This window comes from Streptomyces sp. MS191 (assembly GCF_008042125.1).
Classification (GTDB): Bacteria; Actinomycetota; Actinomycetes; order Streptomycetales; family Streptomycetaceae; genus Streptomyces.
In genome coordinates, this window is sequence record NZ_RDBI01000040.1 from 1,875,249 (window position 1) to 1,887,909 (window position 12,661).

At 72.9% G+C, this 12,661-nt stretch carries 13 protein-coding genes; 8 read left to right on the forward strand and 5 right to left on the reverse strand.

Going from position 1 to position 12,661, the window contains the following annotated elements; genetic code table 11:
• Positions 1–12: 12 nt before the first annotated feature.
• The 3 genes from EAO71_RS15570 to hutU are packed head-to-tail and all read right to left on the reverse strand — an operon-like array spanning position 13 to position 4,219.
• The gene (locus EAO71_RS15570) at positions 13–1,356 is read right to left on the reverse strand and encodes a formimidoylglutamate deiminase (RefSeq protein ID WP_147978269.1); all 1,344 of its coding nucleotides are present in this window, start codon (positions 1,354–1,356) and stop codon (positions 13–15) included.
• Positions 1,347–2,537 carry an allantoate amidohydrolase gene (locus tag EAO71_RS15575; RefSeq protein WP_147979322.1) on the reverse strand — a complete coding sequence of 397 codons (1,191 nt, stop codon included), beginning with the start codon at positions 2,535–2,537 and terminating at the stop codon, positions 1,347–1,349. Before EAO71_RS15575 ends, EAO71_RS15570 begins: the two co-directional genes overlap by 10 nt.
• 17 nt (positions 2,538–2,554) lie before the next feature.
• Positions 2,555–4,219, reverse strand: coding sequence for a urocanate hydratase (hutU, locus tag EAO71_RS15580; RefSeq protein ID WP_147978270.1), 1,665 nt, complete (start codon positions 4,217–4,219; stop codon positions 2,555–2,557).
• A 133-nt stretch (positions 4,220–4,352) separates the two neighbouring features.
• Between hutU and EAO71_RS15585 the strand changes: the two genes are divergently transcribed.
• The 6 genes from EAO71_RS15585 (at position 4,353) to EAO71_RS15610 (ending at position 8,440) form a co-directional block, all read left to right on the forward strand.
• Positions 4,353–5,699, forward strand: coding sequence for a type III PLP-dependent enzyme domain-containing protein (locus EAO71_RS15585; protein WP_399756286.1), 1,347 nt, complete (start codon positions 4,353–4,355; stop codon positions 5,697–5,699).
• A 41-nt stretch (positions 5,700–5,740) separates the two neighbouring features.
• Positions 5,741–6,205, forward strand: a complete 465-nt coding sequence (locus EAO71_RS15590) for an SRPBCC family protein (RefSeq protein ID WP_147978272.1) — start codon at positions 5,741–5,743, stop codon at positions 6,203–6,205.
• A gap of 202 nt (positions 6,206–6,407) precedes the next feature.
• Positions 6,408–6,815, forward strand: a complete 408-nt coding sequence (locus EAO71_RS15595) for a roadblock/LC7 domain-containing protein (RefSeq protein ID WP_147978273.1) — start codon at positions 6,408–6,410, stop codon at positions 6,813–6,815.
• Positions 6,812–7,570, forward strand: coding sequence for a transcriptional regulator (locus tag EAO71_RS15600; protein ID WP_147978274.1), 759 nt, complete (start codon positions 6,812–6,814; stop codon positions 7,568–7,570). The genes EAO71_RS15595 and EAO71_RS15600 overlap by 4 nt, the downstream gene beginning before the upstream one ends.
• A 41-nt stretch (positions 7,571–7,611) precedes the next feature.
• Positions 7,612–8,004, forward strand: coding sequence for a roadblock/LC7 domain-containing protein (locus EAO71_RS15605; protein ID WP_384869332.1), 393 nt, complete (start codon positions 7,612–7,614; stop codon positions 8,002–8,004).
• A gap of 64 nt (positions 8,005–8,068) precedes the next feature.
• Positions 8,069–8,440, forward strand: a complete 372-nt coding sequence (locus EAO71_RS15610) for a hypothetical protein (RefSeq protein WP_147978276.1) — start codon at positions 8,069–8,071, stop codon at positions 8,438–8,440.
• A 16-nt stretch (positions 8,441–8,456) separates the two neighbouring features.
• Here EAO71_RS15610 and EAO71_RS15615 read toward each other — a convergent pair whose 3' ends face one another.
• Entirely contained in the window at positions 8,457–9,296 is an 840-nt protein-coding gene (locus EAO71_RS15615; protein ID WP_147978277.1) for a MurR/RpiR family transcriptional regulator, read from the reverse strand.
• A 120-nt stretch (positions 9,297–9,416) separates the two neighbouring features.
• On the opposite strand from EAO71_RS15615, the gene EAO71_RS15620 reads away from it, so the two are divergent.
• Positions 9,417–9,842, forward strand: coding sequence for a hypothetical protein (locus tag EAO71_RS15620; protein ID WP_147978278.1), 426 nt, complete (start codon positions 9,417–9,419; stop codon positions 9,840–9,842).
• 283 nt (positions 9,843–10,125) lie between these two features.
• On the opposite strand, the gene EAO71_RS15625 is transcribed toward EAO71_RS15620, so the two are convergent.
• Entirely contained in the window at positions 10,126–11,523 is a 1,398-nt protein-coding gene (locus tag EAO71_RS15625; protein ID WP_147978279.1) for a cystathionine beta-synthase, read from the reverse strand.
• 104 nt (positions 11,524–11,627) lie between these two features.
• Between EAO71_RS15625 and EAO71_RS15630 the strand changes: the two genes are divergently transcribed.
• Entirely contained in the window at positions 11,628–12,647 is a 1,020-nt protein-coding gene (locus EAO71_RS15630; RefSeq protein ID WP_147978280.1) for an SGNH/GDSL hydrolase family protein, read from the forward strand.
• Positions 12,648–12,661: the final 14 nt, after the last annotated feature.

Here is a 12,661-nt window from a genome sequence, read left to right on the forward strand (position 1 = left end):
GGGGTGTCTCCTTCAGCCGCGCAGGGCGGCGATCGAGTCCGCGAGGGCCCGGGGCACGTCCGGCACGGACGCGTGCGCCCCGTCCCGTACGACGTGACGGCCGCCCACGATCGTGTGCCGGACGTCCGCTGCCGACGCTGCGAATACCACCGTCTCGGCTGCCAGACGCGGCACCGGTCCCGCTGTCCTGACCGAGTCGAGGGCGATCGTCGTCAGGTCGGCGAGCGCGCCCTGCTCGATGCGGCCCGCGTCGGGCCGGCCGAGGGAGGCGTGGCCGTCCTCGGTGGCTGCCGTCAGCAGGGCGGCCGCCGTCCAGTGCCCGCGGGTGCGCGAGCGCAGGCGCTCGTTGAGCTCCATGGCCCGCGCCTCCTCCAGGAGGTCGACGACCGCGTGGCTGTCGCTGCCCAGCGACAGCGGGGAGCCGGCCCGCTGGAGCGCGACCGCGGGGCCGATGCCGTCCGCGAGGTCCCGCTCCGTCGTCGGGCACATGCAGGTGCCGGTGGTGGACGAGCCGATCAGCGCGATGTCGGCGTCGGTCAGGTGGGTGTTGTGGACGCCGGTGGTCCGCGGGCCCAGCACGCCGTGGTCGGCGAGGAGCTGGGTCGGGGTCCGGCCGTGGGCCGCCAGGCAGGCGTCGTTCTCGGCGGTCTGCTCGGAGAGGTGGACGTGGAGCGGCGCGCCGCGCTCGGCGGCCCAGGAGGCGACCGTGGCGAGCTGGTCGGCAGGCACCGCCCGTACCGAGTGGATGGCCGCGCCGATCCGCACGTCGTCCCCGTCGCGGTCCTTCAGCAGGGACGCCCGCTCGGCCCAGGCGTCCGCCGTCCCGTCGGAGAAGCGGAGCTGGTGCCGGTCGGGGGCGGCGCCGAAGCCGGAGGAGAGGTACGCCGTGTCGAGGAGGGTGATCCGGATGCCCGCCTCGGCGGCCGCCGCGATCAGTGCCTCGCCCATCGCGTTCGGATCGGCGTACGGGGTGCCGCCGGGCGCGTGGTGGAGGTAGTGGAACTCGCCCACGGCCGTGATGCCGGCCAGCGCCATCTCGGCGTACACCGCCCGGGCGAGTGCGTGGTACGAGTCCGGGGTGAGCCGGGACGCGATCTTGTACATCACGTCGCGCCAGGTCCAGAAGGTGCCGGAGCCGACCTGGACCGTGCCGCGCAGGGCCCGGTGGAAGGCGTGCGAGTGCGCGTTGGCGAGGCCCGGGATCGTCAGGCCGCGCAGCACGACCGCGCCCGGCGGGGGTGTCTCGACCCCCTGGCGCACGGCGCTGATCCTGCCGTCCGTCACGTCGAGGGCCACGCCCGGCTCGACGTTCGTGTCGAGCCAGGCGTACTCCGCCCAGTAGGTCGTCAGCTGCACGCCAGCCCTTCCAGTACGTCGGCGAGTGCGAGGACCCCGGCCACGCAGTCGTCCTCGGCCGCGGACTCGGCCGGGGAGTGCGAGACACCCGTGGGGTTCCGTACGAACAGCATGGCGGTCGGGATCGAGCCGGAGAGGATTCCGGCGTCGTGTCCCGCGCCCGTGCCGAGGACCGGGGTCTTCTCCCCCAGGATGCCCGCCAGCTCGTCCCGCAGCGCGTGGGCGAACTCGACGACCGGGGTGAAGGACTCCCGGACGACGGTGAGGTCGATGCCGTTCCGGGCGGCGTGCGCGCGGGAGGCGGTCTCGATGCCGGCGATCACCGTGTCGAGGGCGTCCTGGTCGGCCGCGCGGGCGTCGAGCCAGCCGCGGACGAGGGAGGGGATGGCGTTGACGCCGTTCGGCTCGACCGCGATCTTGCCGAACGTGGCCACCGCACCCGCGAGTTCGGCCTCCCGCCGGGCGGCGAGGACGGTCTCGGCATAGCTGAGCATCGGGTCGCGGCGGTCGACGAGGCGGGTGGTGCCGGCGTGGTTGGCCTCACCGGCGAAGTCGTACCGCCAGCGGCCGTGCGGCCAGATCGCGGAGGCGATGCCGACGGGGTCGCCGGACAGGTCCAGGGCCCGGCCCTGTTCGACGTGGAGCTCGACGAAGGCGCCGATCCGGGCGAGCCGCTCGGGATCCGCGCCGATCGTGTCGGGGTCGTACCCGGCGGCCTCCATGGCCTGCGGGAGGCTGATCCCGTCGGCGTCGCGCAGCTCGAACGCCTTGTCCTTGGTCAGCTGTCCGGCGGTGAGCCGGGAGCCGACGCAGGCGAGCCCGAACCGGGCGCCCTCCTCGTCGCCGAAGTTGGTGATCGCGAAGGGGCGGCTGAACCGGACGCCGCGGGAGCGCAGCTCGTCGAGCGCGGCGAAGGCGGACACGACGCCGAGGGGGCCGTCGTAGGCGCCGCCGTCGGGCACCGAGTCCAGGTGGGAGCCGGTGACGACCGCGTCACCGGCCTCCGGGTCGCCGAGCCAGGCCCACTGGTTGCCGTTGCGGTCGACCTCGTAGTTCAGCCGGCGGGCCTCCGCCTGCATGCGGAACCACAGCCGGCAGTCCTGGTCGGCGCCGGTCCAGGCGTAGCGGCGGTATCCGCCCGAGGCGTCGCTGCGGCCGAGGGGCCGCAGCGACCGCCACATGGCGTGGAAGGTCTCGCTCACGCAGAGCCGTCCTCGCGCATCGGCACGCGCACGCCCTTGTCGTCCGCGACCTCCTCCGCGATGTCGTAGCCCGCGTCGACGTGGCGGATGACGCCCATGCCCGGGTCGTTCGTCAGGACGCGGCGGATCTTCTCCCCGGCCAGGGGGGTGCCGTCGGCGACCGTGACCTGGCCCGCGTGGATGGAGCGGCCCATGCCGACGCCGCCGCCGTGGTGCAGGGAGACCCACGAGGCGCCGGAGGCGACGTTGACCATGGCGTTCAGCAGCGGCCAGTCGGCGATCGCGTCGGAGCCGTCGAGCATGGCCTCGGTCTCGCGGTACGGGGAGGCCACCGAGCCGCAGTCGAGGTGGTCGCGGCCGATGGCCAGCGGCGCCGCGAGCTCGCCGCTCGCGACCATGTCGTTGAAGCGCTCGCCGGCCTTGTCCCGCTCGCCGTAGCCGAGCCAGCAGATGCGGGCCGGCAGGCCCTGGAAGTGGACCCGCTCGCCGGCCATCTTGATCCAGCGGTGCAGCGACTCGTTCTCCGGGAAGAGCTCCAGCATCGCCTTGTCGGTCTTGGCGATGTCCGAGGCCTCGCCCGACAGCGCGGCCCACCGGAACGGGCCCTTGCCCTCGCAGAACAGCGGGCGGATGTAGGCCGGGACGAAGCCGGGGAAGGCGAACGCGCGGTCGTAGCCGGCCAGCTGCGCCTCGCCGCGGATCGAGTTGCCGTAGTCGAAGACCTCGGAGCCGGCGTCCATGAAGCCGACCATGGCCTCCACGTGCTTCGCCATCGACTCGCGGGCGCGGGTGGTGAAGCCGGCCGGGTCCTTGGCGGCGGCGTCGGCCATGTCCTCGAAGGCGATGCCGACCGGGAGGTAGGAGAGCGGGTCGTGCGCCGAGGTCTGGTCGGTCACGATGTCGATCGGGGCGCCCTCGGCGAGCATCTGCGGCAGCAGCTCGGCCGCGTTGCCGAGGAGGCCGATGGAGAGCGGGCGGCGCGCGTCCCGGGCCTCGACCGCGAGCCGGAGCGCGTGGGCCAGGTCGTCGGCCTTCACGTCCAGGTAGCGGTGCTCGATGCGGCGCTCGATGGCGCGGGGGTCGACGTCGATGCAGATCGCGACGCCGTCGTTCATCGTGACGGCGAGCGGCTGGGCGCCGCCCATGCCGCCGAGGCCGGCGGTCAGGGTGATCGTGCCCGCGAGGGTGCCGCCGAACTTCTTCGCGGCGACGGCGGCGAAGGTCTCGTAGGTGCCCTGGAGGATGCCCTGGGTGCCGATGTAGATCCACGAACCGGCCGTCATCTGGCCGTACATGGTGAGGCCGAGCTGCTCCAGGCGGCGGAACTCCTCCCAGTTCGCCCAGTCGCCGACCAGGTTGGAGTTGGCGATGAGCACGCGCGGCGCCCACTCGTGCGTCTGCATGACGCCGACGGGGCGGCCGGACTGGACGAGCATCGTCTCGTCCTGCTTCAGCGTCCGCAGCGTGCGCACCATCGCGTCGAAGGAGCGCCAGTCGCGGGCGGCCTTGCCGGTGCCGCCGTAGACGACGAGCTTGTCGGGGTGCTCGGCAACCTCGGGGTCGAGGTTGTTCTGGAGCATCCGGAGGGCGGCCTCCTGCTGCCATCCCAGGGTGCTCAGTTCCGTACCGCGCGGGGCCCGTACGGGGCGGGGTCCTGACATCGGGAATGCCTCCTCCGGCACAACGACGAGACGATCACCGATCGTCTTGTGATGTAGATATTCACATCCTGGCCTGCTGAATACTTGTAGTCAACAGCTGCGGTGCACCCGGCCAGGTGATGGGATGGGGCTCATGGCTTCCGACCGTCGTGATCAGGCCGTCCGCGCGGCCGTCGTACAAGGTCTCCTCTCCCCCGCCGAACCCGTGGTCGCGCTCCTCGACACCGCCGGGATCCGCGCCTCGGCCGCCGCCCTCACCGACGCCTTCGCCGCCGTCACCGACGCGCCCGTGCTGCACGCCTTCGCCGTCAAGGCGGCCCCGCTCGTGCCCGTACTGCGCCTGCTGGACGCCTGCGGCCTCGGCGCCGAGGTCGCCAGCCCCGGCGAGCTCGCGCTGGCCCGCGCGGCCGGCGTCCCGCCGTCCCGCACCGTGCTCGACTCCCCCGCCAAGACCTCCGGGGAACTGCGCGAGGCCCTCGCCCTCGGGATCGCCGTGAACGCCGACAACCTCCAGGAACTGGCCAGGATCGACGCCCTCGTCGCCGCCGCGCCGACCGCGAGCCCCGTCGGAATCCGGGTGAACCCGCAGGTGGGAGGCGGTTCCATCGGCGCGCTGTCGACCGCCACCGCCACCTCGAAGTTCGGTGTGGCGCTCCGTGACGAAGGAGCCCGTGAGACCGTCGTCCGCGCCTTCCTCGACCGGCCGTGGCTGCGCCGGCTGCACACCCACTCCGGCTCCCAGGGCATGCCGCTCGCGCTCATGGCCGAAGGCGTCGGCGCCGTCCACGCGCTGGCCGAGGAGATCAACACCAGGGCCGGGCGGCAGCAGATCGACACGATCGACATCGGCGGCGGCCTGCCGGTGAACTTCGCCTCGGACGAGGAGACGCCGACGTACGCCGAGTACGCGCGACTGCTCGCCGCCACCGTGCCGGGACTGTTCGACGGGCGCTACGGCCTGGTCACCGAGTTCGGCCGCTCCCTGCTCGCCAAGCACGGCACGATCCTGGCCCGGGTCGAGTACACCAAGACGTCCGGATCCCGCCCCATCGCCGTCACCCACGCCGGGGTCCAGGTCGCCACCCGGACCGTCTACGACCCGGGGTCCTGGCCCCTGCGGGTCCTCGCCTACGACTCCGAGGGCCGGCCCCGTGCCGGCGAGGAGACCGTCCAGGACGTGGCCGGTCCCGCCTGCTTCGCCGGCGACCTGCTCGCCACCGCGCGCACCCTGCCGCTCCTCCGGCCGGACGACGTGGTCGCCGTCCCGGACACCGGCGCGTACTACTTCGCCCACCACTACGCCTACAACAGCCTGCCCCGGCCCGCCGTCCACGGCTTCACCGTCACCGGCGCGGGCACGGCGGCGGACGCGGACGCGGACGGCAAGGAGGTCGCCTTCACGACCGTGCGCCGGGCGCAGACGCTGCGGGAGATCGTCGCCGAGTCCGGCGGCGAGCGGCCGGACGCACTGCTGCCGTAGCAACGGGAGCGCTCGCCCCACCCCGGTGGTTCGATGAAGTCATGACCACCAAGAGCGTCGTCGTCGAACGCCGGATCGAGGCCACCCCCGGACCCGTCTGGGAGGCGCTGACCGACCTGAAGGGCATGGAGCGGGTCCTCAGCGGGGTGAACCGCGTCGAGGTGCTCACGGAGGGCGGCTTCGGGGTGGGCACCCGCTGGCGCGAGACCCGCACGATGTTCGGCAAGGAGGCGACGGAGGAGATGTACGTGACGGCCAGCGAGCCGCCCGACCGCTACGTCACCGAGGCCCACTCGCACGGCATGCACTACGTCACGGAGTTCGCGCTCCGGCCCGCGGGGACGGGGGCCACGATGGTACGAATGACGTTCTCGGCGACTCCGGCCGGCGGAGCCGCGACCGGTCTGCTCGCCCGGCTGCTCGGCGGCCTGGGCGCCCGCGCGGTGCGCAGGGCCGTGGCCCAGGACCTGACGGACGTCGCGGCCTCCGTGGAGCGCCGCGGCTGACCGCCACAGGGGCGCGTCCGGGGCCTCCACCGCCGGCGCGCGCGGGGGCGCACGGGCGAGTCCGTTCATGTGCGGAGCGCATTCAATCAGCCTGCGGCATGTTCCGATGGAAAATGCCAGAACTCCTCCCCACGGCAGGAACGTTGAGTAACGTCTCCGTCACTGCCGTACACCCGCACGCCGCATCGGGAGGGGAACCCGCGTGCCCGGAATCGATGAGTGCCTGCTGGAGGCGATGGCCCTGCCGGGCGCTCGCGGGGCCTCCCTGGTCGACTGGACCAGCGGCCTCGCGCTCGGCACGGCGGGTGACTCACCGGTCGGAGACCACGAGACCACCGCCGCCGAGACCGCCGAACTGGCCCGCGCGGCAGCGGAGTACGACTCCTTCGCGAGCGGCGAGGACCCGCAGGCGGCCGCGGAGTTACCCAAGGGGCCACCGGTCGAGGACCTGATCGTCACCAGCCGCGGCGGCTACCACGTCCTGCGCTTCGTGGAGACGGCCTTCGACAGCAGCGTCTTCCTGCACCTGTGGCTCGACCGCGACGCGGGGAACCTGGCGCTGGCGCGGATACGGCTGCGCGACCTCGCCGAGAGACTGGTCCTCGGATGACCGTATCCCCGATGCTCGTGCGGCTGGCCGCGGAGCGCGCCACCGGAGCCCTGCTGCGCGACCACGGCACGCTCTACCTGATCGACGGCCGGGTGGTCCACGCGGAGAGCCCTGCGGCGCCCGGACTGGACGTCCTGCTGACGGCGGGCGGGCGGCTCCCCCGCGAGGGCTGGGACGAGGCCGTGGACCGGGCCGGGGCCCGCCGCGAGGTCGGCCGCTTCCTGGTCGACAGCGGCCGCCTGCACGGCGGCGAACTGGAGATCTGCCACCTCGGAGCCGTCTTCGACGCCGCGTTCTTCGCCCTCGCCCCCGGCAGCGGCCCGACCCGCTTCCGGTACGGGGTCGGCCACTGGTTCGGCTCGGTGCGGCCGGTCTCCACGGAGGCCATCGAGCGCGAGAGCGTGCGCCGCCGCGAACTGCTCGACCAGGTATGGCCGTACGCGTCCGTCGACACCGCCCCCGTCCTGCCCCGCGCCGCGGCCCCCGGCCAGACGGTGAGCGCGCGCCAGCGGGCGCTGCTGGCCGCCGCCGACGGCAGGCGGACCCCGGCGGACATCGCCCGGCTGCTCGGCCGGCCCGCCTTCCACACCCTGCTGGACGTCCGGCGGCTCGCAGCCGCCGGACTCGTCGTGACCCCGCTGGACCCGTTACCGGCACCCCAGCCGACCCTGCCGTCGTGGGTCGGCGAGGTGGCGGCCGACCCGGACATCGCCCTGCTGCGCCGGCTCCGTGACGCCCTGGAGGCAAGTCTGTGATGAGGCGTGCCCTGCGCATGCGCGCCGAGAGGAGACAGTTGATGACCGCAGAAGCCGAGGTGCTCGGTGAGCTGAGACGGCTCCGCGCCCGGCTGCCCCAGCTCACCGGAGCCCTCGCGGCGAGCGCCGACGGCCTCGTGCTCGCCCAGGACACGGTCGACGGCGAGGCGGAGAGCGTGGCGGCCCTGACCGCGGCGGCCCTGGGTGTGGCGCTGCGGCTGACCGACTCCACCGGCCAGGGCGGCTTCCGCGAGCTCCTGGTGCGCGGCGAGCACGGCTACGTCGCGACGTACGCGGCGGGCGGCTCGGCGGTCCTCACCCTGCTCGCGGAGCCCCGCATCAACGTGGGGCGGCTCCATCTGGAGGCGCGCCGTTCCAGCGCCCGGATAGGGGAGCTCGTCGACGAGGCGCTGGAACGCAAGGACCTTCCCTGACCCGTACCACTCACCGGCAACACCTCACGGAAAACGAACACGAAAAGAAGGAAGTGCGACACTCATGGCGAACACCGAGACGTCCCTGAAGGAAGCCGCGTCGATCGAGGGCGCGATCGGCGCCGCCCTGGTCGACTACACCAGCGGCATGGCCCTCGGCACCATCGGCGGAGGCAAGGAACTCGACCTCAACGTCGCGGCGGCGGGAAACACCGACGTGGTCCGCGCCAAGGTCCGGACGATGGAGATGCTCGGTCTCAACGACGACATCGAGGACATCCTCATCACCCTCAACGGCCAGTACCACCTGATCCGGCTGCTCAAGGGGCGTGGCACGAACGGCCTGTTCCTCTACCTGGCGCTGAGCAAGGACCGGGCGAACCTGGCCATGGCCCGCCACCAGCTGAAGAAGATCGAGAACGAACTGGAGGTCTGAGCCGGCGTCCGCGGGGTCACTCCACGAACAGGCCCCGCGCAGCCGCCTTGGTGTCGAACTCCTCCAGCCGCGCCTGCGCGTCCGGGAGTTCGTCGGCCATCGCCTCCAGCAGGACCCGGCCCAGCAGCATCGGGGCACAGGCCGTGTCGAAGGCGAGCCCGGTGCCGACGGCGGCGGGGATGAGCAGATCACTGTGCGCGGCCACGGGCGCGAAGGCCGACTCGGCGACCGTCACCACGGTCAGACCGGCCGCGCGCGCGTACTCCAGCGTCTCCACGACCTCTTTGGGATGGCGGGGCAGCGCGAAGCACAGCAGGGCCGTCGCCCCGGCCCGCACCGCCGCGTCGACGCGGTCGGTGAGCATCGAGCCGCCCTCGTCGAGCAGCCGGACGTCGGGGTGGACCTTGGCGGCGAAGTAGGCGAAGCCGCGCGCCTGCGAGGAGGCGGCGCGCAGCCCGAGCACGGGCAGCGGCCGGGACGCGGCGAGCAGTCGCCCGGCGCGCTCCACGGGTGCGGGATCGGCGAGCAGTCCGGCGAGATGACGGAGGTTCTCGATCTCCGCGAGGACGGCCTGCTGGTACTCGTTGTACTCCGCGCGCTCCTCGGCCTTCTTCTCCTCCGGGGCGACCTCGCGCAGATGACGGCGCAGGGCGGGGTAGCCGTCGAACCCGAGGGCGACGGCGAAGCGGGTGACGGACGGCTGGCTGACGCCGGCGAGTTCGGCCAGCTCGACGCTGGACAGGAAGGGTACGTCGGCGGCACGACGCACCATGCAGTGCGCGATCCGCCGCTGCGTCGGTGTCAGCCGATGCCCTTCGAAGAGCGCCTGCAGCCGTCCGGCCGGGCTGTCGCTCACGCCGTCCCCCTTCGGATTATTCACCTACCCCGAACTCTGCATGAGAATATGCAGCAGGGCAAGAAGAACCGGGGGTTAGCCCCACTGACGCCGGTGCCGCCCGTCCGTACGGTGACGAGCATGGATTCCCGCGACCCCGCCCGCACCGAAGAGCTCAGGAACGAGCTGGACGCCACCCTGCACGCCCGCCGCGAGCTGGGGACGGAGTACGAGACCGCGCTGATCGAGTCCTTCCTGGGCAAGGTCGAGCAGAGCCTGGACGCCACCATCGACCGCCGGGTGCGGCGCCGGCTGGCCGAGCAGCAGACCTCGGCGGCCCGGGGCGGCCGCTCGCCGGCCGCCGGCCGCGTCGAGGGCTTCGGCGAGCGCTACGGGTTCGGGATCGTCTCGCTCGTGCTGGCCGTCCCGCTCTCCGCGATCGCGGCGGCCCAGGCGGACCTGGAGGGCCTGATCGTGGCCTGGGTGGGCATCGTGGGGGTGAACGCCGTCCACGGCCTCCGGGACCGGCTTCCGGGCCGTCGCACGGACCAGGACGAGGACTGCTGACAGACGTGCCGCCCACCCCCTGGGGGGTGGGCGGCACGGTGGATTGCGCGGGGGCCGCCGCACCCCCATCACTGGGGGGCGGGACGACGGCGGTCCCCGCGAGGGACACGAACCCGGGTCAGGGCCGGTCTCCGCGTCCGCGGCGTCGTCAGGAGGTCCGGGAGCCGCTCCGTTGTCCTTGACGCCGACATCCACCAATGTGCCGGACGCGTGTTAAGCGGGTGCTGCGGGTACGTGTCGCCCTCGTACCGGTTTCGCGAACACCCGTCCGGGCCGCGTCGCGCTACTTCGCGGTGTGCTTGACGCCACCGTTCGCGAGGAAGGCGAGCAGGTCCTGACGGCTGACGACGCCCGTCGGCTTGCCCTCGACCAGCACGATCGCCGCGTCCGCCGCACCGAGCACGGACATCAGGTCGGCGACGGGCTCGCCGGAGCCGACCTGCGGCAGCGGCGCGCTCATGTGGCGGTCCAGCGGGTCCTCCAGGGAGGCGCGCTTGGTGAACAGCGCGTCGAGGAGCTCGCGCTCGACGACCGAGCCGACGACCTCGGCGGCCATCACGTCGGGGTGGCCGGCGCCCGGCTTGACGATGGGCATCTGGGAGACGCCGTACTCGCGCAGGACCTCGATGGCCTGGCCGACCGTCTCCTCCGGGTGCATGTGGACCAGGGAGGGCATGCCGCCGGACTTGTGCCGCAGGACGTCGGCGACGGTGGCGGACTCGGTGTCCTCCAGGAAGCCGTAGTCGGCCATCCACTCGTCGTTGAAGATCTTGGAGAGGTAACCGCGGCCGGAGTCCGGCAGCAGGACCACCACGACGTCGTCGGGGCCGAGCTCCTTGGCGACCTCCAGCGCGGCGACGACCGCCATGCCGCAGGAGCCGCCCACGAGGAGGCCCTCCTCCTTGGCGAGGCGGCGGGTCATCTGGAAGGAGTCCTTGTCGGACACGGCGACGATGCGGTCCGTGACGGACGCGTCGTAGGCGGTGGGCCAGAAGTCCTCACCGACGCCCTCGACGAGGTACGGCCGGCCCGAGCCGCCCGAGTACACGGAGCCCTCGGGGTCGGCGCCGACGACCTCGACGCGGCCGCCGCTGGCCTCCTTCAGGTACTTGCCGGTGCCCGAGATCGTGCCGCCCGTTCCGACGCCCGCCACGAAGTGGGTGATCTTCCCGTCGGTCTGCTCCCACAGCTCGGGACCGGTGGTCTCGTAGTGCGAGCGCGGGTTGTTCGGGTTCGAGTACTGGTCGGGCTTCCAGGCGCCCGGGGTCTCCCGCACGAGGCGGTCCGACACGTTGTAGTACGAGTCGGGGTGCTCGGGATCGACGGCCGTCGGGCAGACGACGACCTCCGCACCGTAGGCGCGGAGCACGTTGATCTTGTCCGTGGACACCTTGTCGGGGCACACGAAGATGCACTTGTAGCCCTTCTGCTGGGCCACGATGGCGAGGCCGACACCGGTGTTACCGGACGTCGGCTCGACGATCGTGCCGCCGGGCTTGAGCGCGCCGCTCTCCTCGGCCGCCTCGATCATGCGGATGGCGATCCGGTCCTTGACCGAACCGCCGGGGTTGAAGTACTCGACCTTGGCCAGGACGGTTGCCTGAATGCCGGCCGTGACGCTGTTGAGCTTCACCAGCGGGGTGTTGCCGACGAGGCTGATCATCGAGTCGTGGAATTGCACCGTAATCTCCGGGGTCTCCGTAATGGTGCAGCCAGCGTATGCGTAGTCGGAGCGGGTTACGGGGCAGTTAGATCCTGAACGGCTTCAAGGAGGTGACTGCCCCCATGTCGAGGGCGAGGGTGGCACGGCGGATCGCGGCGGGCGCGGCGTACGGCGGCGGCAGCATCGGGCTGCTCGGAGTGGCCGCCGTGGGCGTCCTGCTGGCCGAGGTCCAACTGGCGAAGAGGTCGGTGGGAGGCGGGGTCGCACCGCTGCCTCCCGGGGCGGAAGGTCTCTACGGGCGCTCGTTCGGGTCCTCGGACCCCGCCTCCGCCCCGCTGCGGCTGGCCCTTCTGGGTGATTCGACGGCGGCGGGCCAGGGCGTCCGCCGGTCGGGGCAGACGCCGGGGGCCCTCCTGGCCTCGGGACTGGCCGCGGTCGCGGAGCGTCCGGTCCTCCTGCGGAACGTGGCGCTGCCGGGGGCGCGCTCGGACGACCTGGAACGTCAGGTCTCCCTGCTGCTGGCGGGTCCGTCGGGGCCGCCGGACGTGTGCGTGATCATGATCGGGGCCAACGACGTCACGCACCGGATGCCGGCGACGGAGTCGGTGCGATGCCTGGCGACGGCGGTGCGGCGGCTGCGGACGGCGGGCGCCGAGGTGATCGTCGGCACCTGCCCGGACCTGGGCACCATCGAGCCGGTCTACCAGCCGCTGCGCTGGCTCGCGCGGCGGGTGTCGCGGCAGCTGGCGGCCGCGCAGACGATCGTGGTGGTGGAGCAGGGCGGCCGGACGGTCTCCCTGGGCGACCTGCTCGGGCCGGAGTTCGCGGCGAACCCGCGGGAGATGTTCGGGGTGGACAACTTCCACCCCTCGGCCGAGGGGTACGCGACGGCGTCGATGGCGATGCTCCCGACGCTGTGCGCGGCGCTGGGCGTGTGGCCGGACACGGACCGGCTGGAGCCGGACCGCCACGAGAACATGCTGCCGGTGGCGAAGGCCGCCGCGGAGGCCGCGCGGGAGGCGGGCACGGAGGTCACGGGCGCCCGGGCGCCCTGGGCCCTGCTCAAGCACCGCAGGCGGCGGCGCCTGCCCGAGGCGGCGCCCGAGCCGGCCCCCTCGGAGGCGGACGCACACCACCCGTGACGGGGGGCGGGCGG